Genomic DNA, 24,491 nt, shown 5'->3' on the forward strand with positions numbered 1-24,491 from the left:
TGAAATAAACTCATGAATAGAAATGCCTTTTTGGAATTGAATCTGATTTTTAGCCATTTTCATTTACCTCCACACAGACTTATTTTAAGTATACGCCTATGGGAGCTGAATTTAAGTGATAATCAGGAAATATTTTGTCTAATATATTAATCATTAATAATAATATGTATTAGATCTCAAAGGTAATTATGGCTATCGAGTTACGGCATTTACGCTACTTTATTGCAGTGGCAGAGGAATTACATTTTGGTCGTGCGGCAGAACGGCTTAATATTTCACAGCCGCCATTAAGCCAACAGATTCAATCACTTGAAAATAGTATAAATGCGCGGTTGTTAGAACGTAATAATCGGAATGTGAGCTTGACGCCGGCAGGTAACATGTTTCTGAAAGAAGCTTATCTGATCCTGGCTCAGGTTGATGCTGCTGCAACAAAAGCAGCAAGAATGCAAAAAGGGGAATTAGGCGAAATATCTATCGGTTTCACCTCTACGATACCTTTTATGAATAAGGTCACTCTGAGTTTACGGCAATTTCGGGAACGTTACCCGGAAGTCGCTATTCATATGCATCAGATGAATACTAAACAGCAGATTGCGCCATTACTGACGGGACGGATCGACGTTGGTATCATGCGTAATACCCAATTACCCGATAACCTTGAGTATCGGCTATTATTTCGGGAACCTTTTATGCTTGCTGTTTATGATGGACATCCTTTGTTGGAATATGCTCCACGGGGAATAAATCTCGAAATGTTGTCGGGCTATCCGATGGTGTTTTTTGAGCGCGAAGTGGGGACTGCTTTGTATGATGAAATCATCACATTACTTGCTCAAGCAGGCGTGACGCCGATGATTTCACAGGAAGCAGGCGAAGCGATGACTATTCTTGGGCTGGTTTCTGCTGGATTAGGTGTCAGTGTTGTGACTGAATCTTTTACCCGAATGAAAGTGGATGGTGTCCAGTATATTCCATTAGCTGATAACCACTCTTATTCTGAGGTCTGGTTGGTAAATCACAAAAACCGGCCAATATCGGCCGCCGCAGACAGGCTGATAAACCTACTTATATCTAATATTTTGAATGGAAAAAATAAGTAGAAATAAGCTAAATTTCGTGCTGAATATCACATATTTATTGAAAGAATCATACTTTTTGCCTAAAAACTCGACATAATCAGCCAACAATTATTTTGAAACGTGAATTAATTATACCCTATGGATTTCAAGATGGATCGCGGCGGCAAGGGAGCGAATCCCCGGGAGCATAGATAACGATGTGACCGGGGTGAGTGAGTGCCGCCAACAAAGAGGCAACTTGAAAGATGACGGGTATAGAGCGTAAAAGGGTAAATAATGGATGGACAACCAGGGCATATTGATCAGATAAAACAGATTAATATTGGTACTGTTTATCGGTTAATTGATCAATATGGTCCAATTTCCCGTATTGAGCTATCCAAAAAAGCTCAACTTGCTCCAGCCAGTATTACTAAGATTGTCCGTGAATTGGTCGATGCACATTTAGTCATGGAAACGGAATTTTTGGATTTAGGATTTAGAGGGCGCCCGGCGACTGGACTGAAACTTGATTCTGAAAGTTGGCATTTCCTATGTGTCAGTATTAACTTGGGAAGTTTAATATTGGGACTGCGTGATTTAAGTAGCAAGTTAATTGTTGAAGATGTTTTACCATTACCGGCCAACAAGGAAAAATCTTTTTTAGATAGCATTATTGATGAGATTGATGCATTTTTTGGTCGCTATCAATCTCGTCTTGAGCGTCTGACGGCAATTAGCATGACGGTAAATGCGATTGTTGATCCGACCCAAGGTTTAATCCACAATTTCCCTTATTACCAGGTTCAGGAATTACCAATAGGAGAATATCTGCATCGTCGCACCGGATTACCGGTATTTCTTCAACATGAAATAACTGCCTGGACGATAGCTGAATCACTATATGGCACAGCAAAAAATTGTCAGAATGTTATCCAAATGGTCATTGATGAACATGTTGGTGTTGGCGTGATTATTGCGGGGCAAACATTGCATGCTGGCAACCGTGGTGTCATGGAAGTAGGGCATATTCAGGCTGAACCTGATGGTGAACGCTGTTATTGTGGGAATGTTGGGTGTCTGGAAACGGTTGTAGGTATCAGCCATATTTTATCCAGAGCAAAACGGCAGTTGGCAGTGGTACCCGATTCTTTACTAAATGGTGAACCACTGACCGTTGAGTCATTCTGTCAGGCGGTTAATAACGGTGATACTCTGGCAGTAGATATTATTCGTGATATCGGAGTAAAAATTGGGCATATTATCGCAATGATGGTCAATTTATTTAACCCAGAAAAAATTTTGATGGGTTCTCCTCTTAATGCTTCACAACAAGTTTTGTATCCGGTGATTAGTGAATGTATTCAACAACACGCTTTGCCTGCCTATAGTAAACAGATTGAATTGGTTGCAACAAAATTCAATAATTCAGGTACATTATCCACGGTAGCATCAGTTAAAAAAGCTTTATATGATGGTTCATTATTGATCAGTTTAATGAAAGGATAATATACTTGATAGAAGTTCTCTGGTTGTAATATTAACTTTATACCCGTCATCTTTCAAGTTGCCTCTTTGTTGGCGGCACTCACTCACCCCGGTCACATCGTTATCTATGCTCCCGAGGATTCGCTCCCTTGCCGTCGCGATCCATCTTGAAATCCATAGAGTATATATAAATTTTTTCACTAAATTGGCGTAGCAATTAAACAAAACATTGAGCTAACGCAATCTCCCTTATAGTCGCATCCTCTAGACTTAAGCGCTCATTAACCGGGTTCTATCTGTCATTATGGAAAACAGAATTTATGTTAACGCGCCTATTTGTTACGGGGACAGATACCAACATAGGTAAAACAATTGTTACCCGTGCATTATTACAAGCTTTTAATCGTGATGGAGCAACGGCAGTAGGGTATAAACCTATAGCCACGGAAGGGTATGAAACAGAAGAAGGTATGCGTAATCGAGATGGTGTGATTCTACAAAAATCTTCTCCTGTTCCGCTTAAATATGAAGAAATTAACCCAGTTATCTGGAAAAACAGGTATTATGAAGGTAATCAGGTTGATTTCGAACAGATGAAAAAAGGATTAAATAATCTTAGTAATAAAGCAGATCGCGTTATTATTGAAGGTAACGGTGGCTGGCGTGTATTACTGGATGATGAAACTTTTTATTTTGATTGGGTGATTCGGGAAAAAATCCCTGTCATTTTAGTTGTTGGTATTCAGCCTGGTTGTGTAAATCACTCAATTTTAACCGCGCAGGCAATAATAAATGATGGATTGCAATTAGTAGGATGGGTAGCTAACAGAATTAATCCTGGTTTATCGCACTATACGAAAGTGATGGATAGGTTACGCCGTCACATTAATGCGCCACAGTTAGGTGAAATTCCTTATATTTTACGTCCAGAAGAAAAAGATCTATCCTGCTACCTAGAGATTTCCACTATCTTAAAACACGTTGGGGGAAATGAGAGTGGATTTGGTATATAGAACCAATACACATAAATAAATATCGTGATTGCGATCTGTAGTCGATTAATAAGCAAACCTCACTTTTTCGCAAGTGAGGTTTATTATCAATCTAAAATCTTAGTACGATATATACCCGTCATCTTTCAAGTTGCCTCTTTGTTGGCTGCACTCACTCACCCCGGTCTCATAGTTATCTATGCTCCCGGGGATTCGCTCCTTTGCCGTCGCGATGCATCTTGAAATCCATAGGGTATAAATAGGCTTGATCTCTATTTACCACAAACAGTCGTCATTTTTTTAACAAACCTTGGAATACCGTCTATTCCATTATATGCAGATATTTCCATGCATTTTTTGTTAACATTAATGATAAAGAAATCACCTTTAAATAGTGCGCCACTGTCATAGACTCTTGCGTTTCCAAAGATATAGGAGGTGTATTCGTCAAGAAAATGTGAATGCCCAACAAAAGCAGCCATAACATTGTACTGTTCAATCAATGATCTAAATCTCTCTTTTTCAGCATAACTGCTATTATCAATAAAATGGTCATACCCATCGTGAAAGTTTAAAACTACTGCTTTTCCTCTTGTTTGAGCAGATTTGAGATCGCTTTCCAACCAATCAAGGGATTTTGTAATATAAACGGTTGGGCTGATATAGTGGTCCAAATTGACACTATAGGTAGGATAGTTTTGCAATTGAACATAATGAATATCACCGAAATCCCATGAATAAGATAAACTGCCTTTCCATGCTTTATTGTCATAGTCATAGGAGAAATTATTCAATTTTTTACTATAACCACTTATTCTCTCTGCCATATCAAATACAGCGGATCTGGCGCAGGCATTACGACTGAAATCAAAGCCTTCGGGGTAAGTACAATCATTAACATTATTTGCATAATCATGATTTCCTAATCCCATAAATAGCGGGAATTTGATTTTTGATGTATATATCTCCTCAAGGCTTCTTCTGGTGCTAGCGCGTCCAAATTCAGTAAGATCACCATTAACGATGCCAAAAGCAAGATGATTGCGTTCATAAATATTATTGATACTGTTTGCTACTTTTCTATTTAATTCTTCCCACGGTTTTTTGTCGGCATTAGGATCGCCTTGTTCAGGATCTAAACGCCACGGCTGAGGATCTGACATCACGGCAATTTTATAATTGCTGTCTATGTTTTTTTCAGTGAGATAAATATCAATCTGTATGCCTAAAGAAGATGAGCTTTTAACTGTTTTCTCAAGTTTATAATTAGTTGATGCCTCGGAGAGATGGATATTGTGGTTCTGAACACCCCAATATGAAAGGTTCCAGTGAACATTTAGCTTATCTTCACCATTGGGTAAACGATAAATAATTTCGCCCTCGGTGCCACTAAAAATCTTACCTTTTGAGGCAAATGAATCGTGACTATATGCGGATATTGATGACGACGGTCTTTCAATCCAACTTCCCCAAAGTAAGTCTGTTTTTTCAGCCACTAATGAATGTGATGTATTATTATGCAAATAAATTTTTACATATTGCGCATTGCTGTTGCCATTAAAATTCTGGGCTTCTGTTTGATTTCCTGGGACAGCGCTACATCCTGATATGGCTAATGCTATAAAAAACACCACGACAAAGCGAATTTTCTTAGTGATAAGATCACCCATAACGTTTCCTATTTTAAATTTTCAATATGATGATATTCAGAAAATATTTATATTCCAAAACGTTATAATGTTAGATTTAATCATTTAAATTGTCAGTTTTAAAAAAGCTAATGGTTTATATAGGAAACTATATTAAGGCTATCATTCAGGTCAGCTTGTCAAGGGGCATTATTCGTGTGTTGTTCACATAAGATATACCCAATGGATTTCAAGATGCATCGCGACGGCAAAGGAGCGAATCCCCGGGAACACAGGTAACGATGTGACCGGGGTGAGCGAGCGCAGCCAACAAAGAGGTAACTTGAAAGATAACGGGTATAACGTGAAAAGGGGCCGAAGGCGTATAGCCTCGACCTCTATTCATCTCATCATTCATCAACGGTAAAATATTGGCGTAATATTTTCTCTGAACTTTGTGTATCTTCCTTCAGAAAGATAATGTGGGTTTATTTGGAGGTCAGATGAGCTTGAGATTGGCTTCCTTGCCGGGTATACACAATCTTTTTGGCATTATTTTCACAATGCCCAACGATTTTACCACCGGCTTGTTCAATGTGGTCATTAGCAACAATTTCCAATGTAAAGCCAGATTCCGGCACACCATTATTGATAATTTTCTGCGCAATTTGCTCTTTCACGCTTTCGCATGAAGCTTGTGCGGCAAGAGCAAATGGGGATAGGGTAAAGATCAATGCGCTAAATAAAAGCGCTTTCTTCATCTTCATTGTCATCACCTTATATTACGGTCTGATGGGCATACCTGTATTGCTGTCTAAACAACGTTCGGTATTGGGTTCCCAATAAGCATTGATATTGGTACTTTTCATACATGCATCACGAGCATCAATGGCTTTATCGAACTTGTCGAACTCTTTCTCAGCACGTTTATTAACTTTAGTGCGAAGATTCTTTGTTTCATCCCATTGTTCTTTACTTTGGCGGGCGGCTTCTTTATCGAGCACAGAATCTCCGCTGCCATTTACTGTGACGCAGGTACTTCCGGCGGTACAAGTTGCCGCCAATGCCGGCGTTTGCCATAACAATGGTATTGCCAGAGCGATAGCTGGCATTGCTTTTAATATCAAAGAATTATAAATATTCATCTTTTATCCTCTTGAATCCTCTTGAGAGTAGAGTGAATGGGGCCAATTTAGATAGCACAATAAGAAACTATCAGATAGATAAATTATAAGATAGCATTAAGATGTTCAACAAATTATCAAGAAGAGTGTCATTATTCATTTCTGTGTACACTAAGCCCGGCAAATGACTGGCAAACTGGCATCATTTCTAATGTATTAATGTTGACATGAGCAGGTAAATTAGCGACCCAAAAAACAGCTTCAGTGACATCTTCGGCGGTTAATGCCTGCGTGCCATCGTAGGTTTTATTCACTTTATCATTGTCGCCTTTAAAACGTACTAAAGAAAACTCAGTTCCACTCACTAAACCGGGTTCTATATCAGTGACTCGGATATTTTTTCCCTGCAAATCTGCTCGTAAGCCCAAACTAAACTGTTTGACGAAGGCTTTAGTTGCGCCATAAACATTTCCACCGGAATATGGCCAACTTGCAGCGGTAGAACCGATATTAATAATATGCCCATGATTTCTTTCTACCATTTCAGGCAGTAGAGCACGGGTCATATTGACGAGCCCTTTGACATTGGTATCAATCATTATTTCCCAATCATCCAGATTAGCCAGATGAGCGGGTTCTAATCCAAGCGCTAAACCGGCATTATTGACTAAAATATCGATATGGCGGAGTGATTCTGGTAATTGTTCTACAACCTGGTTGATAGCGGCCCGATCAGTGACATCAAGTTGAACAAAGTAAAAGTTATCACCCAGTTCAGCTTTTAATTTTTCTAACCGTTCTTTACGGCGTCCAGTCGCAATAACTTTAGAACCGTTTTGGATGAATTTTCTGGCAATTGATTCACCAAAACCTGAAGTTGCTCCTGTCACAAAAACGATCATACAAAACCCCTTGTTGACTCGTACTGTTTCTGTCATCAGTAAATGGGGTTCTGTATTTTTAGTCAAGAGATGATTGAAAAACTTTCAGTGATTTTCTTTTTATTCTTCAAGAATGATTTCTGGCAGAGGAAGTTGATCATTAATAATTGCATCCGCAATGCGGATTATATCTTCGTCCAATGCACGATCAGTGATCAAAGGAGGACTGATTTCGCGTACTGCATGGTAAAATTTAGCGGTTTCAGGCGCAATTTCACTAATATTGCCGCGAAGATGAATGGCCTGACAAACTACCAGAATTGTCATTGAAACAATATTACGTAATTTCTGCTCCATCTCTAAAACATCTTGAGCAGCATGGAGTCCTAAACTGACAATATCTTGATTGTATTGTTCTGTGGCGAGGGTATGAATACCTGATGCAGAACAATCATGGCGAATTGCAGCAACTAAAGCGGTTTGAGAAAGTTGGACGCCTTTAAAACCTTGATACATGCCGGGTGTCGGACTAAGTGAATTGGGTAATCCACGAGAGAAACGGTTATCCATCATAAGGGCCACAATGGCGTGAAGATGATTGGCAATTAAAGCAATATCCAGTTTTAATGCATCCATTGTTCGGGCGACATATTGCCCCATAAAATTCCCACCGTGTAGAACATCGCCATTTTCTGGATCTATCAATGGATTATCATTAGCTGAGATAACTTCCCGTTCCAATATTTCCCGAGCGGTAGCTAAAGATTCTGGCACTATACCTAATATTTGTGGTGCACAACGAATTGAATAAACTTCCTGTAAGGTATCATTTAGTTGGGTAACTTCTTGATGACGACAAGCTTTATTGGCTTGTTCTTTAACCCCGGATAATAAATTAACTTGAGTTGAACCTGCCAATAAATCACGCAATGCACTTGCCACCGCTTTTTGACCAGGATGATTTTTTACTTGTTGAATTCGGGCATCATAATGTTCATGAGATGCAAGTAATGCTTCAACAGCAAGGGCAATCGCAGAGATTGAGGCTTTAAATAGTTTTTCCAGTTTAATGACGGTAATTGCACTGATACCGGACATTACCCGTGTGCCGTTAATCAGAGCAAGACCTTCTTTTGCTTTTAACGATAATGGTGTCAATCCTGCGCGTTTAATTGCTTCAGCAGCGTCAATTTCTGCGCCCATATAATAAACTTTGCCGATACCACATAATGCGCGTGCAATATAAGATAAAGGGATTAAATCACCGCTTGCACCCACTGAGCCATAGCGAGGAACCAGAGGAACAATGTCATGATTAATATGATCAACAATTGTTTGAGCGACAATTGGTCTGGTTGCAGACCAACCTTTGCAAACAGAAAGTAACATAGTAAATTGTGACGCTTTAATACAAGGTTTGGACATATAGTCCCCAGTGCCAGCAGAAAGAAAAGTTAACAGATTTTGCTGATGCTCTGAGATCTTCTCAAATGGCACAACTAAATTGGCATTCCCTCCAAATCCTGTATTGATTCCATATATAACCTCTCCTGAATTTAATTTTTCCTCTAATTTTTCACGACTATGCGTCAAAAGCTCAGTGATCTCCGTTGATATTTCTACTTTTTTTTGTTTTATCGCAATGTCATAGATATCTTCCAAAGAGATAAGGCCATTTTTATTAATAATAATGGTTGGCTGAACATCTTTAGCTTTCATTTTAATCTCCATATATAAGAATGGTAATAATATTTTGAAGAAACGAACACTCCTAAGGATACAAATTAGTATAGATATAAAATATAAAAAATAGTCAATTTGAAATAAAATTAAAATAAATGGTTCGTAAAAATTAATTTACAAGTTTAATTGATGCGGTAATTGTAACAATGACAATTAATATATTTGCAATTTGCAATTATTTGTTTTTGTTATATGATAATAAATGGTCGGTAATATAAATTCCGTTGACATAAGTTTTAGTTTACCATTAACAATCAAACAAATAACAATTATTTGTTTTCCTAAGAATACAAACTAGAATGTAATTATGTTACCACATAAGTAAAGCAATTGGAGTGTTCATCGAAAAATAAACTGATATCTAGTCGAGGTGATTTATGTCAAAAATAATCCAGACAGATTCGCTTAGTGAACAGTCTTATCAGATAGATAATTTCAATCCATCAACTGAAACAATAAATTTTAGTTACACATCGGGAAGAACCGCATTACCAGTCTATAATAAATATGATACACGAAATAAACCTAAAGTTTTTGGTTATTATACAGATTGGTCGCAATATGACGGTAGATTACAAGGAAATCAAGATCCTATTCGTCGAGGTAGAGGAATAGATTTACAGCACCTTTTAGATAATCCTTTTGCTTATGATAAATTAGTTATTGGTTTCTGTGGAATATTAGGTGATGAGGGCGAAAAAAAGCAGCAAATTAAAGAGCAAGCGCCATTATTTGCCCGCTCCAATAATGGAGAAGTGACATTCACAGATGCTTGGGGAGATTGCCAATCTTATCAGAATTGTACTTATTCTGGTTGGCAAGATATCCAAATGCCAAGGGATTTTGATCAATCTAAAAGTATGGGCGTATTAGGTGGGTTGGCTAAAGTTCAACAAGCAGCAAAAGCTCAAGGCCACGATCTTATTATGTCATTTAGTGTTGGTGGTTGGACCATGAGTAATGGCTTTTATAATATGGTCAGAGACGAAACACTAAAATCCTATTTCTGTTCGAGTCTAGTTGATATATTCCAACGTTTCCCTATGTTTACTGAAATTGATATTGATTGGGAGTATCCGGGCGTTGCTGGAAATGAAGGTAACATGTATGCGCCAGACGATGGCGATTATTATGTTAGTTTAATTAAAGATTTAACTGCTGCTTTTAAAGAAGCAGGGCGTTCAGATATAAAAATAAGTATCGCTTGTTCGGCGGTACCAGAGAAAATGGAAAAATCAAAAATACCTGAATTACTGCAAGTTGGACTATATGGTATTAACGTTATGACCTATGATTTCTTTGGTACTCCGTGGGCTGAAAAGTTGTTACATCACACGAATCTCCGTAATTATCTTGGTGGTGAGAATAGTGTAGAAAAGGCGGTTGAATATTTATTGAGTCTTGGTGTACCTGCATCTGCCATCAATATTGGTTACACCGGTTATTCACGCAATGCCAGAAATACGGTTATTGATAGTTATTCTCCATTATCTGGCAGTTATGATCCTGGTTATGTCCCGAAAAAAGAACCGAAGATTACAACAACCGGTTCGTTTGAATCAGGAACCACGGAATGGTACGACACGATATATAATTATCTGGATTTGGAAGAAAAGAGGGGAAGAAATAATTTTGACTTATATACCGATGAAATAGCAGACGCGGATTATCTCTATAATAAGGATAGTCAGTTGTTTATTTCTCTTGATACCCCTCGTTCGGTTAAATCTAAAGCACAATATGTACTAGAAAAGAATCTGGGAGGAATATTTACATGGACCGCAGATCAAGATCGTGGTTTATTGGTCAATGCGGCTAGGGAAGGGCTTGGTTGTGAGTTAATCACGGAAAGAATAGATATGACACCATTTTACTTCAAGGGTGTTAATGTTGAGCCGGTTGATCCAGTTAATCCAGATACAGGGAGTGATTACCCTGTCTGGGATGCGAATAGGGCATATAAGGCCGGCGATAGAGTGAGTTGGAACAATCAAAATTGGGAAGCTAAATGGTGGAATAGAGGCACCGAGCCAGACGGTGCAGGAACATCTGATGCTTATCCTTGGGTAAAAATTGCATAATTAATTAAGCCAAGCCACCAGTATGATATATACTGGTGGCGGATCTTTTTTATCTTCATCTCATTCTTATCGTTGTAACCAGTATATCTAGAGTAATGGTATGGAATTAGCTCAGGTATGACAATTTACTCGGAATATTAATGTCGGTATTGATAACTTTGAGATGTATTTTTTCTTATACTCAAATGCCGTTGTTTTAATGGTGGTATTGAAAAATGTTCTACAGCATTCTGGGCGCTACGCAATGAAATTCCAACAATCTCATTAGCATATACGCGCATTTGTTGCTCATAATCTGAAATTGCCTTGATTAATTCTTCTTGACCTGACGCCACATGAGTAAGCTTTTGCGTGAGCAAAAGTGCGTCTCGCAGCGCTGTATTCGCTCCTGAGCCTGTCATTGGCGTCATGTTGTGAATAGCATCCCCAAGTAATGTGACGGTGCTGGATTTCCAGGGTAGAAGATGGGGCATGCTGCGTAAATGTAGCGGAGATATGTTTTCCATATCACTTTGTTTAATCAGAATATGTAGGTTTGGGTCCCATGAAATCATACGGGCTCGGACTAGATCGCAGAGGGCTTCAGCGGAAAAATTGGTGATGTTATCAGGCAGACTATCTGTTGCTGCTACGTAAACCCATACTATAAAATTATCTATTTCTGCCAAGGCGGATTCTACATGGATATTAACTGGAGCGCGCCACATGGAAATGAACAACCAGTCGGGGCTTTTAGGTACGATACTATTGGGTGTACCATCCCGGAAATTTTGGGGTAGCAAAGCTGTGAGAGCCGGGGTAAGACGCGCACGACCAATGATTATACTAACACCAACATCGAATCTTTCGATAGAAGGAAGGTACTGCTTACGTACTTTTGAATTGCTTCCGTCTGCACCGACAAGGATATCAACATTTTCGTGACTGCCATCGGCAAAGAAAATTTTAATACCACCGTTTTCAATATGTTCATAATGAACGAATATTTTGTTCCATTGAATTGTATTTGAAAGCCCTTGGCTTAATATATCTCTAAGTTCAGTTCTACTTATTGACAGGCGCTGCTCGGAAATGATCTGCCCGTTCATAAGACCGCCTTGAACAGCAAGAAGACGTAGACGTTCATTATAAAACCGTGATTGTCCGCCAATATATCTTGATGCCTCCTCAAAGGTTAGCCAGTTTTCATCCGGGAGGCATTCTTGCAGTGCCTGCTTACCGAATGTATTAATATGAATTCCATAACCGGGAAGTATGGATGATGCAGCAGAGTTTCGTTCATATACCGTCACTTTGATTCCATTTTTACGTAATCCATGTGCTAAACATGTACCACCAATCCCCGCCCCAATAATACCGACGTGCATAATATTTCTCCTGTTATATACCCGTTATCTTTCAAGTTGCCTCTTTGTTGGCTGCATTCACCTCAGTGACATAGTTACCAATGCTCCCGGGGATTCGCTTCCTTGCCGTCGCGATGCATTTTGAAATCCATAGGGTATAGATATGAGCGATTCTGGCTAAATCGTGGTGATTATATCTAATCACAGCCATGACTTTTTTATAGTATTTAAAATAAAAATATACTGTACATAGAAATAGAGCAAGAAAGCTTGGGGTTTTATTTCTAAAAATATTTGGTAAAAAAGTTATGTGTCTGTTTATTAAATGATATTTAATTAAAAATTGATCGCTTAAATTGTTAAAGTGAATTTTTAATGTTTATATTTTATATTTTATATTTTTTCATAAAATTAATACTTTATAGTGATATGTGTTAACCTAACTTCGTGTTTGTTTTACGTATTCAAGATAACATGACAGTAAATGATGTTTGTGTGAATAAATTAATATTCATCTTGTTTCGATCTTCAACTATTTAAGATGTTTATTAATATGAAATTATTTCCATTCTAATTGAATTTAATATGTTTTTCTCCCAATTATGAAATATTTTATTACTCGTTGTCATGAATTTTATGAGGGTGACTTCTATACTATTATTTGTAATCTATTATTCGTGATCATGGGCTATTACTACTGATTTGTCATTTTGTTCGGAGAAATAAATATGAGTAATCAGGACGTCAAAGCGATGTATAACCGATATCCATATCCTAGTTCCGCCATTGGAGACAATCTTATTTATGATATGGCCACGGTGATAGGGCTTATACCCGTCATCTTTCAAGTTGCTTCTTTGTTGGCTGCACTCACTCACCCCGGTCACATAGTTATCTATGCTCCCGGGGATTCGTTCCCTTGCCGTCGCGATGCATCTTGAAATCCATTGGGTATATATTTAAGCCGGATTATTTAACGGGAAAATATGTGCTCGATGATGAATATTTTCTTCAATATCGAGATTTGCTTTTAGATGAACAGTTAAGTCAACTGTTTGATGCCCTTGATTATAACCAGAAAGTGCGTGTTATCGAGCTCTTATGGAAGCCAACCGGCATATCTTCAATTGGGTTTAAATCTGAAAATGCCCAGTCTTTTGTCAATGATTGGTTAAGAGGGGGAGGGGAGGAATAACGGTTATTCTCGGACGGTAGATTAAACTTTCGTAAAATGAGTACCAAGCCAGAAACGCCAGCTTTCTAGTTTCTGGCTATATTTTGCATTGATGAATTCGAGTTAATCGTAATATTCCGGTGCCTTACGGAATGTTGGCCAGGCATCAGGATCGTGCCCCGTTACCACGATTGCATTCGTACGTTTGGCTAGATGTCGCAGTTTTTGCACCGAACGTACGGTTTCAGTGGTAGAGGTGAGAAACCCAGGCAATGCACGTTCTTCCCAGTGATCGAGAGTATAAGCGGCATCAATCGTTAACAGCAGGTTACCACTGTTCGGCAGGGTCACCAGTAGTGATTGATGTCCTGGTGAATGTCCCGGAGTAAATACCGTTTTTAATGTGCCATCTCCGTAAACATCAAACATGTCATTGCGTTCCCCATCGAGAAACTCCCATTTCAAACCAGGACGATCAAAATCCTTGCGGATATAACCGCCAGTGGAAAACCAATCCGGTGTGTAGGCGTATTCATACTCACGTCGCTGTACGATATGTGTCGCGTTAGGGAAACGTCCTATTGCGCCAGTATGATCGAGATGAAGATGGGATTGCACCACATAGCGGATATCTGCGGGATCAATACCCAACTTTTTCACTTGAGCGACACAACCTTCATCTTCACGCATCACCGGCCAGTAAGCTTTGGTGATAGTTCCCCAGTAGCCTTTGGGGTCAGTTGCGGCTTCAGCTGCATTGCCGCCGTCAATTAGCGTATGACCGTTAGGATGAGTGAGTAAGAAAAATGGAATTGGAATTTCATAATCGGCACCGTTGCCTTGATTCATCTTGATGTAGTGAACCTTACATTTGATGGTTCCGGTTTGCAGCATATACAGGCGAATGTCTGACATAATGTTAACCTTTTGATTGGATTATTCATGTAGGTAAGGCCGGATCGTGGAGGATGTTAGCATATGTCACTCTTTGCGTTGAGCAGATTTTATCGACATCAAGTTCTGTATGAGGAGGTCTGTGGGGATAATCTTTGGGGGGATTAGAATTATGTAGATTAAAAGTGATTCAGAATAATCCATAGACCGTAATCACCCTTTTAACTCATTCGTGAAAAGGGTGATAAGACGTTATAGATTATGAATTTCATCGTGCTTCAATGTTATTTCTAAGGGGCTTTAAGCTGGAATAATCGAATGTTCTAATTTCCTCATTAAAGCCGGTCACTTGTTCAGAAATAAGCTTTGTAATTGAAGAAGGCCCTTGTCCCATCGCTTTTTTCATTAAGATCCTATAGGGCAGAAGGCTTGCTCTATCGGCAGAAGAGGGATTTTTACATTTGTAAATCACTTGCTTCCCACGTTTTTCACGTTCATACCCAAAATTAAGAAGACCTAATATCTCTCTTGCGGTAACGATATGGTAGCCCTGTTCGTGATTCCATAAATTAGACGGTGCTTCGGCCGACATTAAATGAAAATCTGCATGTCTATGAATACCACCAAGTACCCAACAATCATTTATCACATCGGTCCATTTATCCACCATTAATATATTTCCCTGGGCGTTTGGGTTCCATGAATTCTCTCTTTTTTCTCGGCCAAGTCCGAGTGGCTTAAGCAATTTTTCCTGCTGAACATCGCTAACTCGACCAATTAGCATCGGCCCATTTGCTGAAAGGGCTTTACGATAGACTAACCAACAATACTCGGTTAGATCGTTAAGATAATTCTTGCGTCTTCGGTTGTTAGGGAACTGATAGGAAAGATTTTCATGAACAACATCCTCATCTTGTTCCCATAAGAATGGATTGACCTTTTTTTTGTAATCTAGCGACTCTAGATCTCGCCTTAATGTCAACATTGCATATGTCATATCTTATACCCCAACCATTTATACCCGTCATCTTTCAAGTTGCCTCTTTGTTGGCTGCACTCGCTCACCCCGGTCACATAGTTTGCTATGCTCCCGGGGATTCACTCCCTTGCCATCGCGATGCATCTTGAAATCCATAGGGTATATAATAAAAAAGTTATATCAAACAGTCCTAATTTTTATAGCAGTAGTTTATGAATTAGTCCAATTTGGCGATAATAACTTCAATTTACTGATTGAGGTATAGCTCGCTTCCATTGGCACCGGGGCATTTGGCGCGTCACTGGAGCCTTCCAATGTAATCATAACCCCGTGTTTTTTAATCCGCTAAATCGGCGTAACCTCTAACACCAAATTTTGATTTGGCTGATTTCACCGCATCTAAAACCGCAGCAGCCATGACTTCGGCAGCAAGAATACCAACAGTATTCACCGATGAATCCACACCACCTGTTGCCGCCGCAAAAATAGTATCCCCGTCACTCATGGTATGAACAGGGTATATCGTTCTCGCAAGACCATCATGAGCCATCTGGGCAACTTTTTTCATCTGGCTTTTATTCATATTGGCGTTACAACAAATTATGCCAATAGTCGTATTTGCCCCTTGAATGAAATTATTATCTTTATTATTTTTTATAATGTAGGGAATAAGATCGATAAGATGACCATTTTTATCACATGCACCTACAATGGTTTTACCATTTTTAGGGTCTCTGATTTCACCAACAGCATTTACAACAACCATTGCGCCAATTGTCAGCCCGCCAGGTAATTTAACCGATGCGGTCCCGAGACCACCTTTCATGGCTTTGCCAAAACCGGCCATCTTACCTATAGTGGCCCCAGCGCCGGCACCAATATTTCCCGATGGAAAAGGGTTTACAGAAGCATTTTGTGCCGCAAGGTAGCCCATTTCAGCGTCAGGACGAACAGCAGGATCACCAAAATTTAGATCAAAAATTATTGCGGCAGGAACGATAGGGACGATAGCGACACCGGTATCAAAACCTTTTTTTCTTTCTTCAAGATAGCGCATTACGCCAGAGGCGGAATCTAATCCAAAAGCACTCCCTCCACTTAGCACCACTGCATTGACTTTCTGAACAGTGTTAATGGGATCTAAAAGCTCAGTTTCCCTTGTCCCCGGTGCGGAACCTCTGACATCAACGCCACAAACAGCTCCGTCGTCGAAGATAATGATGCTACAACCGGTTTGCTCCAATTTATCTTCAGCATGCCCAACCTTAACACCCGGTACATCCAAAATGGTTCCATTTGTCTTATACATAAATATGTCCACACCTTGATTTTTAAAGTAATACATTACAAGTTTTAATGTTTATCGAGATGAATCATAGCAAAGGGTGACTAAACAAACTTTTCCGTGTCTCCTGCTGCCAGCGTTTCAAGACGGGTAGGTGATAGTGGAATGCGAGGGGATGGTATTGCCCAATGTTTGATATCGTGGAGAATGGCAGAACAGATTTTTCCCTGACAAGCTCCCATGCCACACCGTGTTGCCATTTTTGCGCTATTCCAATCTTGAAATGGTTCAAGTTCGTTTAAACTTACGTCTTCACAACGACAGATCAAGGTATCGGGGGGAAGTGCCTGTGTGATCTCTCTATTTAATTTAAACGTTTGTGCTATTGCTGTGGCAAAACACCGCCATTTTCTTCGTTTCTGTTGCCATTTTTCAGCTAGTGCGTATTTACCACTCGCTGCAAACCCGGCAATAAATCCTTCACAAAGTGCAAGCTCACTGCCGCCAATACCTGTGCATTCTCCCGCTGCATATACACCAGGTATAGTAGTCTGTTGCCACGCATCTACTTGGATATTTCCTTGTTCGTCCAGCAAGCAACCAAGCAATTGTGCCAATTCCGTATTGGGTCTTAAACCAAAACCACAAGCTAAACGCGTACAGGATAATTTCTGCTTCTTCCCTTTATTACTGATATACACTCCAGTTAACCTGCCTTCTACCGAGGTTTCCACGCCTAACACCATACTGTTTTTGTAATAATTTTTAAGTGGCATGAGCATGATGGCTTGATGCAACTTGTTAGGCCAGCGGAGCAGTCGCAAGCCAAATGAAAATAAGCGGTGTAAAGGCGCCTGTTCAATGATACCGACCACGTTCCCTCCTGCTTTTTTTACCGTTTCGGCAACCGCGAGTAAAAGGGGACCGCTACCTGCAATAACAACACGCTCACCAATCATGGGGAGACCACTTTTTATCAACGCCTGTAATCCGCCTGCGCCCGTGACACCCGGTAATGTCCATCCAGGAAAGGGAAGTAATTTTTCTTTGGCTCCGGTACAAAGAATGATGCGTTGGTAGTGAACTATTCGGTGCCGACTTGCCGTTTCAACAATCACACATTGGCTGTCTACTGCAATTACTTTACAACTGGGTAAATAGATCAAGGCATCTTCTGATATTACCGATAAATAACGTTTCGCCATCGGTGGCAATGTATGAAATGGCCCTTGACGCCAAATTTGTCCGCCTGCTTTGGGATTGTCATCAATCAGGATAACGGATTGTTGCCCTTGTATGGCAGCCTGCGCAGTAGCCAATCCTGCCGGTCCTGCGCCAACAACCAGCACATTACAGCGTAATACTGTAGAAGAAGATGATGTTGCCATGTTCAGATCCTCTCGACTTTCATACCCATTTCACAAACTGTCTGGCACGCTACACAGCGGCGACCATTGATCATCAAACGGCACTCCTGACAGATCCCCATACCACAAAAAGGTACTCTCAGTTGATGTGATACAGATATACGGCAATGCTCATCACCGGTATAAGCTAGCGCCGCCGCTACAGTAATCCCCGTAGGCACGGTGATCAGTTCGCCATCAATAAACAGAGCAATAAATGGTGGTTTGTTGAGTGTCATAGCAACCTCTGACAGGCCATATCAGTAAAACGTGCAGGTTGGTAAGGCAGTGGATCAATCTCTGTTTTTCTGTTCAGCATCAATGCAGAGATGATTTTGGCACTGCCCGGTGCGGTCGTCACACCTAATCCTTCATGGCCCACAGCCAGCCATAGCCATTCGTAATCAGGATGTTGCCCTAATAGCGGCAAGCCATCTGGAGTCGCAGCACGAAAGCCAGACCAACAACGTAAAATATTCATCTGATCAAGTTGAGGTAAAAAATAAAGTGCGCGCTGGAGCATAGAGCGGAGTAGGGAGAGATCAATAGTGTGTTGTTCGTTATGGAACTGGCGTGAAGAGCCAATTACAAGCTGACCGGTAGGGCGGGCCTGAACATTGAAAGCGATTGACGTACCATCCAAGGTATGTGTACTGGCGCTATACCCTAATTCCACCAGTTGATGTGTGATACAGGTAGGATAACGATCGGTAATCGCCAGTTGCCCTTTTTTAGGGACAATCGGTAATTCAGGTAACAGATGTGTGCTCCATAGCCCATTTGCTAGCAATATTCTCGGCGCGCAATATTTCTTTCCATCACGCAGCACAACGGTCTGAGGCTCTAAGGCGTGCACTTGTCCTGTAATAAACTGAATCTTTTGATTACAGCTAGCAAAAAACCAGTGTACGACATTTGGTGCATAGACAATCCCATCCGCAGGAACAGACAAACCACCGGCAATCCCACTCCTCACCATCGGTTCCATCTGATGAATTTGTGTCGCTGTCATCGGAATATTTTCGATTTCATAGGAGGTAAGACGTGCGCTTTTTTCCTCAGCCAGTTCCATTTCGTCCTCTGCATCCGCCAGCCAAAGTGTGCCGCATCTACGCCATGCACAATTTTTTGGCATATGTGGGGTGAATGTTCGCCATATATCTAATGAGTAACTACTCAGTGCCAGTTCCGCAGGATTATCGTCCATACACACGAGATGCCCCATCCCTGCCTGTGTTGCCCCTTTACCACCATCATCAATTACAGCAACTCTCAAACCATCTTGTACCAACTGATAAGCACATGCTGCTCCAATGATGCCAGCACCAACGATAATGACATCCGATATTTGGGAGGAGGTCATACATTGATTCCCCAGACAAAAGGATCGTTCTTGGCAATGATTAACTTGTTATCACCGTAAACATGCGCTGTTCCCCGGATCACTGGGGCAATTTTTTGACCAACCCACTGATATTGGGCTTCAAAAACACTTCCAATAATGCTGGATTGGCGCCAAATTTCACCCGGCTGCAATTTTCCATCCGCCGCCAGGCAGGCTAATTTAGCACTTGTTCCAGTGCCACACGGTGAACGGTCATAGGCTTTCCCCGGACATAACACAAAATTACGACTATCTGTATCGTTATCAGGAGCGAACAATTCAATATGGTCGATACACTCACCGTTTTCACCGGTTATCCCCGCTTGTTCCAGTGCCTGCCTAACTGCCCAACTGTATTGCGTAAGTTCATCGATATGGTTAGGGGTTAGACACAGGTTATGTTGACCGATCAGGAAAAACCAATTTCCTCCCCAGGCAATATCTCCATTAACATCACCCACACCAGGCACGTTCACGGTGACATTTTGCTGATAACGATAAGAGGGAACATTATAAACAGACACTGTTTCATCCTTATGGAGCACTGCCTCTACAATCCCAACAGGGGTCTCAATTTTATACTTGCTAGGGTTCAACCAACCCAGATGATAGAGCGAAGCAATAAGGCCCATAGTGCCGTGGCCGCACATGCCTAAATATCCCGCGTTATTAAAGAAGATCACCCCCATATCGGCGTCAGGTACAGTAGACGGACATAAAAGTGCACCGACCAACATATCATTCCCTTTTGGTTCAAGAATGAGAGCCTTACGCCAGTGATCAAATTCGGCTTCAAAGCGTTGACGCTGTTTGGCAACGGTTCCTTTGCCAAGAGATGGAAATCCCTCGATTACTGTACGGGTGGGTTCTCCACCTGTATGTGAATCAATGACGCGAACCATCTGATAATCATGCTTATCTGCCATAAAGCCACCCAATTAACGTATTTTTAATAAATGGTGGCGTAGTATTTCGTTTGTCGCTTGATGAATTTCATACTGCAATATGCTGAAATCAGCACAATGAAAAAATCACTGAATTATCAGTGAGACATTCCAATAAGATAATGAAATGAAAAATTATAAATAAACCTGATAAGGATTATTTCTGTTTTTACCAGAAAAATTTGTAAATTGATCTATAAAATCAAATAGGTAAATAAAGGAAGGCGGAATAACTTTCTGTGACAATTATCACATGAACACAAAATAGCTCTTTTTAATATAGCCAAACACGAGTCAAAAATCCCATTTTAATGGTAATAGATTGGAGATATCGATGATGAATATATACCAGAACAATGAAAAAAACGGCATTGGCACAAATGGTTATGATGTTTGCAATGTTGAGTTTTTATCGGCGCTTTGTAGTGGATTAGTTAATCACAAACCCAGTAACCTGCAAGATATTCTCAATGCGGTTGCCTTAATTACACCATTGCTAAATGCGATTCCCAGCGTGGTTTTCTTTATCAAAGATATCAAAGCACGTTATCTAATTGCGAACCTTACGCTAGCCACACGCTGCGGATTTAAGTCGATCTCTTCGCTACTCGGTAAAACCTCTTCCGAAATCTTTCCTGCTCAGATGGGCAGTTGTTACACCGAACAGGATTTACGTGTGTTGCATCAAGGGGTAATTATCCAAAACCAACTGGAGCTCCATTTTTATCATGGACGCAAGGCAGGTTGGTGCATGACATATAAATTGCCATTGTATAATCAACATAATCAAGTTATTGGTATGGCAGGAATTTCTCATGATTTGATGGAAGTTAAGGAAAATCACCCTGTGTACCAAAAGTTGGCTATCGTTGATGATTATATTCGTGAAAATTTTGATCGAACAATTCGCCTCGAAGAGCTAACTCATTTAACACGTCTCTCGGTTGCTCAATTGGAACGTTACTGTAAACGCATCTTTCACCTGACACCTCGGCAGATGATCCACAAAATCAGAATTGAAAAAGCTTCGGAATTGCTGGCTACGAAATTACCTATTACAGATGTTGCCTTGCAATGTGGTTATACGGATCACAGTGCGTTTACTCGGCAATTTAAGGCGTCAACTGGACTCACTCCCAGTGATTTTCGTCAGTCAATAGGGCTGGAGTAATTTACTGTTTTACTAATACTTTCGTTCTTTCGTGATCCAATTTTTTGTACGACATCGGGTTAATTAATCATATATTTGAGAAGCTGGTCTTTTTACCTGTCATTAGGAACTATCGACTCCATCAAAGCCTCTCAGCTTTAAGTTTGCCATTCCTATTATGCTGATTTCGTCATTGTTTACTGTGAAAAGTGACAAGCTTCTCAGTAGTGAAATCGCCATCATTCCACTAAAACCAACAAATCACATTTTATTAACAAAATAAAAACAATTTGCATTTTAAATATCAAGTAAATCAATGACGATTAAAGGATAGGGCTATGAGTAAGAGAAAGGTTAGCTGGCAGGGGGTTTTCCCGGCAGTGACGACACAATTTAACCCCGATTTTTCCATTAATTTGGCCGCCACACAGAAGGTAATGACGAACTTGATTAAAGATGGGGTTTCCGGTTTAGTCGTCAATGGCTCTGTGGGGGAAAACACATCTCTGTCTATGAAGGAGAAGCGTGCTATCGTTGAACTCGCAGTAGATGTTGCTGGTGGGCAAGTTCCCGTTCTTTCGGGTATCGCAGAATTGACAACCGATAATGCGTGCAAAATGGTTTCTGAATGCCGACAGGCAGGGGCTGATGGGGTGATGATCATGCCACCTCTGGTTTATACTCCAACACCGAAAGAAAACAGGGAGTATTTCCGTACAATTTCGGCCTCTACCGATTTACCCGTCATGCTATATAACAACCCTCTGCTGTATAAAAATGATATTACGCCGAAAATTCTGACCTCTCTGGCCGATTGCGAAAATATCGTTGCATTTAAAGATTCATCAGGCAATACCCGGCCTTTTAGTGATATTCCCAACGAAGCAGGCGATCGCTTTATTCTTTTTGCCGGTTTGGATGACGTCGTTTTAGAGTCAGTCGCAGTGGGCGCGGAAGGTTGGATTTCAGGTATGTCGAATGCCTTTCCACGGGAAGGAGAGACTTTATTCCGTCTGGCTAAACAGAAACGTTATGAAGAAGCTCGGGAATTATATCGCTGGTTTATGCCTCTGTTGCATTTGGATTTCCGCCCTGATTTGGTGCAATGCATCAAACTGTGTGAAGAAATGGTTGGCCGTGGTAGTGCCATTACCCGCCCACCGCGTTTACCACTCGAAGGGGAAACATTGGTTGAAGTACGCGCCATTGTAGAAAAAGCTCTCGCTAATCGTCCTTCATTGCCTGATGTAGGTCTCTGAATTGGGCTGTAACTTGTTTCTGATACCCTGGGAGGAATCGTTATGTTGGTACATTCAGGTATGCAGTTTATTGGGGGTCGCAGGCAAGCAGAGGGAGAACGCTGTTTGCACAGCCGGCGAGCGGTGGATAACTCACCAATAGGTTATGCGTTTTATCAGGCTACACGACATGAGGTCGATCTCGCCGCCCAAGCAGCCGCCAATGCATTTACCCGTTATAGCCAAACATCGTTAGAAGAACGTGCTGTTTTTTTAGATAAAATTGCCGATGAAATTGATGCTCTCAGTGATGACTTCATTACCCTTGTATCAGAAGAAACGGCTCTGCCCCCAGCTCGACTGCAAGGTGAACGGTCGAGAACGAGCGGGCAAATGAGGCTGTTTGCCACGCTGTTACGCCGTGGTGATATTCATGCTGCCCGTATTGATACTGCGCAACCTGAGAGAAAACCGCTTCCCAGAGTTGATATTCGCCAGTGCCATATTCCTCTAGGTCCTATTGCGGTTTTTGGCGCCAGTAATTTCCCTTTGGCTTTTTCAACTGCTGGTGGTGACACGGCGTCAGCATTAGCTGCGGGCTGTACCGTTGTTTTTAAAGCACATAGTGGCCATATGGCAACCGCTGAAGTCATAGCAGAAGCGATAGAACGAGCTATTATCGCCACACAAATGCCCGCAGGTGTATTCAATATGATTTATGGCAATAGCGTGGGGGCAGATCTCGTCAAACACCCCATTATTCAAGCCGTTGGTTTTACCGGCTCGCTCGCTGGTGGGCGTGCACTGTTCGATATGGCGATGCAGCGACCACAACCTATTCCGGTTTTTGCTGAAATGTCGAGTATCAACCCGGTCATTGTGCTGCCAAGCGCCTTAGCACAGCGAGGAAAACAGATCGCCCAAGAATTGGCGAATTCATTCACATTAGGTAGCGGGCAGTTTTGTACCAAGCCAGGAATAATCTTGGGTATTCGTTCACCAGAATTTGATCAATTTATTACTCACTTGACGCAGGAGATCACGTTTCGCCCGGCACAGTCCATGCTAAACCAAGGCACATTACTCAACTACCAAAAAGGTATTCATCAATTGGATGATGAACCTTTAATGACCCAGTTAGCCATTGGCGAACATCATGAAAATCAGGCAAGTGCGATGTTGTATCACGCAGATATTGCTTTGTTGTTGAATAAAAATGCCCTGTTACAAGAGGAGGTTTTTGGTCCTGTTGCTATTGTGGTTGAAGTCGAAAGCCAATATCAGCTTTTACACGCAATTGACTGTTTGCAGGGGCAGCTTACCGCTACCTTGATTGGTGAGCACGATGAATTAGCGAATGCACACGAGCTCAGTCAACGATTACAAAACATTGCGGGCAGGGTGGTTGTCAATGGTTACCCAACAGGCGTTGAAGTCTGTGATGCCGTGGTTCATGGCGGGCCTTACCCGGCGACTTCAGATGCAAGAGGGACTTCAGTTGGCACACTGGCAATCTGGCGTTTTCTGCGCCCGGTCTGTTTCCAAAACTATCCCAAATCCTTACTTCCACCCGCACTGCAAGACCATAATCCGTTAAATATTTCTCGATTAATCAATGGGGTGATGAGTAGGAAAGTATTGTAAAACGCGCAGTTACTCCACGTTGACGTATATCAAATAAGAAACAGAAAAG

At 41.0% G+C, this 24,491-nt stretch carries 26 protein-coding genes; 11 read left to right on the forward strand and 15 right to left on the reverse strand.

Annotated features, from left to right (window positions below; genetic code table 11):
• The first annotated feature begins 188 nt into the window (after positions 1 to 188).
• Together CKY02_RS19725 and mlc are read left to right on the forward strand one after the other, a co-directional pair.
• A complete protein-coding gene (locus CKY02_RS19725; RefSeq protein ID WP_112896608.1) occupies positions 189 to 1,103 on the forward strand; it encodes a LysR family transcriptional regulator in 915 nt (304 codons plus the stop codon).
• A gap of 255 nt (positions 1,104 to 1,358) precedes the next feature.
• Entirely contained in the window at positions 1,359 to 2,570 is a 1,212-nt protein-coding gene (mlc, locus tag CKY02_RS19730; RefSeq protein ID WP_112896609.1) for a sugar metabolism global transcriptional regulator Mlc, read from the forward strand.
• Here mlc and CKY02_RS24130 read toward each other — a convergent pair.
• Entirely contained in the window at positions 2,556 to 2,750 is a 195-nt protein-coding gene (locus CKY02_RS24130) for a hypothetical protein (RefSeq protein WP_146747479.1), read from the reverse strand. The genes mlc and CKY02_RS24130 overlap by 15 nt on opposite strands.
• A 119-nt stretch (positions 2,751 to 2,869) precedes the next feature.
• Here CKY02_RS24130 and bioD point away from each other — a divergent pair, with 119 nt between their 5' ends.
• Complete coding sequence (gene bioD / locus CKY02_RS19735; RefSeq protein WP_112896610.1) at positions 2,870 to 3,562, forward strand: dethiobiotin synthase; 693 nt, start codon at positions 2,870 to 2,872, stop codon at positions 3,560 to 3,562.
• A gap of 251 nt (positions 3,563 to 3,813) precedes the next feature.
• Here bioD and CKY02_RS19745 read toward each other — a convergent pair whose 3' ends face one another.
• Positions 3,814 to 5,211, reverse strand: a complete 1,398-nt coding sequence (locus CKY02_RS19745; RefSeq protein WP_112896612.1) for a metallophosphoesterase — start codon at positions 5,209 to 5,211, stop codon at positions 3,814 to 3,816.
• A gap of 262 nt (positions 5,212 to 5,473) precedes the next feature.
• Between CKY02_RS19745 and CKY02_RS26440 the strand changes: the two genes are divergently transcribed.
• On the forward strand, positions 5,474 to 5,596 hold the full coding sequence (locus tag CKY02_RS26440) for a hypothetical protein (protein ID WP_274382137.1): 123 nt from the start codon (positions 5,474 to 5,476) through the stop codon (positions 5,594 to 5,596).
• 61 nt (positions 5,597 to 5,657) lie between these two features.
• Here CKY02_RS26440 and CKY02_RS19750 read toward each other — a convergent pair whose 3' ends face one another.
• The 4 genes from CKY02_RS19750 to stlA form a co-directional block, all read right to left on the reverse strand.
• Positions 5,658 to 5,930 (reverse strand): DUF1161 domain-containing protein, encoded by a 273-nt coding sequence (locus tag CKY02_RS19750; protein WP_162119937.1) that lies wholly within the window; start codon positions 5,928 to 5,930, stop codon positions 5,658 to 5,660.
• Between the two features lie 21 nt (positions 5,931 to 5,951).
• On the reverse strand, positions 5,952 to 6,314 hold the full coding sequence (locus CKY02_RS19755; RefSeq protein ID WP_112896613.1) for a DUF1283 family protein: 363 nt from the start codon (positions 6,312 to 6,314) through the stop codon (positions 5,952 to 5,954).
• Positions 6,315 to 6,445: 131 nt separating this feature from the next.
• Positions 6,446 to 7,195: a bifunctional NADP-dependent 3-hydroxy acid dehydrogenase/3-hydroxypropionate dehydrogenase YdfG gene (gene ydfG / locus CKY02_RS19760; RefSeq protein WP_112875964.1), complete on the reverse strand. Its 750-nt coding sequence runs from the start codon at positions 7,193 to 7,195 to the stop codon at positions 6,446 to 6,448.
• Between the two features lie 99 nt (positions 7,196 to 7,294).
• Positions 7,295 to 8,893: a phenylalanine ammonia-lyase StlA gene (gene stlA, locus CKY02_RS19765; RefSeq protein ID WP_112896614.1), complete on the reverse strand. Its 1,599-nt coding sequence runs from the start codon at positions 8,891 to 8,893 to the stop codon at positions 7,295 to 7,297.
• A gap of 401 nt (positions 8,894 to 9,294) precedes the next feature.
• On the opposite strand from stlA, the gene CKY02_RS19770 reads away from it, so the two are divergent.
• On the forward strand, positions 9,295 to 10,998 hold the full coding sequence (locus tag CKY02_RS19770) for a glycoside hydrolase family 18 protein (protein WP_112896615.1): 1,704 nt from the start codon (positions 9,295 to 9,297) through the stop codon (positions 10,996 to 10,998).
• A 137-nt stretch (positions 10,999 to 11,135) separates the two neighbouring features.
• Here CKY02_RS19770 and CKY02_RS19775 read toward each other — a convergent pair whose 3' ends face one another.
• Positions 11,136 to 12,365: a stiblene epoxidase gene (locus CKY02_RS19775; RefSeq protein WP_112896616.1), complete on the reverse strand. Its 1,230-nt coding sequence runs from the start codon at positions 12,363 to 12,365 to the stop codon at positions 11,136 to 11,138.
• Positions 12,366 to 12,396: 31 nt separating this feature from the next.
• Complete coding sequence (locus CKY02_RS24955; protein ID WP_162119928.1) at positions 12,397 to 12,549, reverse strand: hypothetical protein; 153 nt, start codon at positions 12,547 to 12,549, stop codon at positions 12,397 to 12,399.
• Positions 12,550 to 13,072: 523 nt separating this feature from the next.
• Between CKY02_RS24955 and CKY02_RS25225 the strand changes: the two genes are divergently transcribed.
• Together CKY02_RS25225 and CKY02_RS19790 are read left to right on the forward strand one after the other, a co-directional pair.
• Complete coding sequence (locus CKY02_RS25225) at positions 13,073 to 13,285, forward strand: hypothetical protein (RefSeq protein WP_112896617.1); 213 nt, start codon at positions 13,073 to 13,075, stop codon at positions 13,283 to 13,285.
• Positions 13,286 to 13,332: 47 nt separating this feature from the next.
• Positions 13,333 to 13,539: a hypothetical protein gene (locus CKY02_RS19790; RefSeq protein ID WP_193493177.1), complete on the forward strand. Its 207-nt coding sequence runs from the start codon at positions 13,333 to 13,335 to the stop codon at positions 13,537 to 13,539.
• A gap of 102 nt (positions 13,540 to 13,641) precedes the next feature.
• Here the strand turns inward: CKY02_RS19790 and attM are convergent, their stop codons facing one another.
• A complete protein-coding gene (attM, locus tag CKY02_RS19795) occupies positions 13,642 to 14,433 on the reverse strand; it encodes an AttM family quorum-quenching N-acyl homoserine lactonase (RefSeq protein WP_193493179.1) in 792 nt (263 codons plus the stop codon).
• A 247-nt stretch (positions 14,434 to 14,680) separates the two neighbouring features.
• The gene (locus tag CKY02_RS19800) at positions 14,681 to 15,409 is read right to left on the reverse strand and encodes a hypothetical protein (RefSeq protein WP_112896618.1); all 729 of its coding nucleotides are present in this window, start codon (positions 15,407 to 15,409) and stop codon (positions 14,681 to 14,683) included.
• On the opposite strand from CKY02_RS19800, the gene CKY02_RS24965 reads away from it, so the two are divergent.
• Positions 15,403 to 15,540, forward strand: coding sequence for a hypothetical protein (locus CKY02_RS24965; protein ID WP_167405345.1), 138 nt, complete (start codon positions 15,403 to 15,405; stop codon positions 15,538 to 15,540). The two genes, CKY02_RS19800 and CKY02_RS24965, sit on opposite strands and share 7 nt — an antisense overlap.
• A gap of 188 nt (positions 15,541 to 15,728) precedes the next feature.
• On the opposite strand, the gene CKY02_RS19805 is transcribed toward CKY02_RS24965, so the two are convergent.
• The 5 genes from CKY02_RS19805 to CKY02_RS19825 all read right to left on the reverse strand — a co-directional run bounded on the left by CKY02_RS19805 (position 15,729) and on the right by CKY02_RS19825 (position 20,392).
• The gene (locus tag CKY02_RS19805; protein ID WP_112896619.1) at positions 15,729 to 16,700 is read right to left on the reverse strand and encodes a P1 family peptidase; all 972 of its coding nucleotides are present in this window, start codon (positions 16,698 to 16,700) and stop codon (positions 15,729 to 15,731) included.
• A gap of 80 nt (positions 16,701 to 16,780) precedes the next feature.
• Positions 16,781 to 18,064, reverse strand: coding sequence for an FAD-dependent oxidoreductase (locus CKY02_RS19810; RefSeq protein ID WP_112896620.1), 1,284 nt, complete (start codon positions 18,062 to 18,064; stop codon positions 16,781 to 16,783).
• A gap of 2 nt (positions 18,065 to 18,066) precedes the next feature.
• Positions 18,067 to 18,321, reverse strand: a complete 255-nt coding sequence (locus tag CKY02_RS19815; RefSeq protein ID WP_112896621.1) for a 2Fe-2S iron-sulfur cluster-binding protein — start codon at positions 18,319 to 18,321, stop codon at positions 18,067 to 18,069.
• On the reverse strand, positions 18,318 to 19,445 hold the full coding sequence (locus tag CKY02_RS19820) for an NAD(P)/FAD-dependent oxidoreductase (protein WP_112896622.1): 1,128 nt from the start codon (positions 19,443 to 19,445) through the stop codon (positions 18,318 to 18,320). The genes CKY02_RS19815 and CKY02_RS19820 overlap by 4 nt, the downstream gene beginning before the upstream one ends.
• Positions 19,442 to 20,392, reverse strand: a complete 951-nt coding sequence (locus tag CKY02_RS19825) for a 4-hydroxyproline epimerase (protein ID WP_112896623.1) — start codon at positions 20,390 to 20,392, stop codon at positions 19,442 to 19,444. Before CKY02_RS19825 ends, CKY02_RS19820 begins: the two co-directional genes overlap by 4 nt.
• Before the next feature lie 352 nt (positions 20,393 to 20,744).
• On the opposite strand from CKY02_RS19825, the gene CKY02_RS19830 reads away from it, so the two are divergent.
• From CKY02_RS19830 to CKY02_RS19840, 3 genes are all read left to right on the forward strand, one after another.
• Positions 20,745 to 21,581, forward strand: coding sequence for an AraC family transcriptional regulator (locus CKY02_RS19830; RefSeq protein ID WP_112896624.1), 837 nt, complete (start codon positions 20,745 to 20,747; stop codon positions 21,579 to 21,581).
• Positions 21,582 to 21,898: 317 nt separating this feature from the next.
• A complete protein-coding gene (locus CKY02_RS19835; RefSeq protein ID WP_112896625.1) occupies positions 21,899 to 22,819 on the forward strand; it encodes a dihydrodipicolinate synthase family protein in 921 nt (306 codons plus the stop codon).
• 42 nt (positions 22,820 to 22,861) lie between these two features.
• Positions 22,862 to 24,442: an aldehyde dehydrogenase (NADP(+)) gene (locus tag CKY02_RS19840; RefSeq protein WP_112896626.1), complete on the forward strand. Its 1,581-nt coding sequence runs from the start codon at positions 22,862 to 22,864 to the stop codon at positions 24,440 to 24,442.
• The last annotated feature ends 49 nt before the right edge of the window (positions 24,443 to 24,491 follow it).

It is taken from the genome of Photorhabdus bodei (assembly GCF_003287735.1).
GTDB classification, from domain to species: Bacteria; Pseudomonadota; Gammaproteobacteria; order Enterobacterales; family Enterobacteriaceae; genus Photorhabdus; species Photorhabdus kayaii.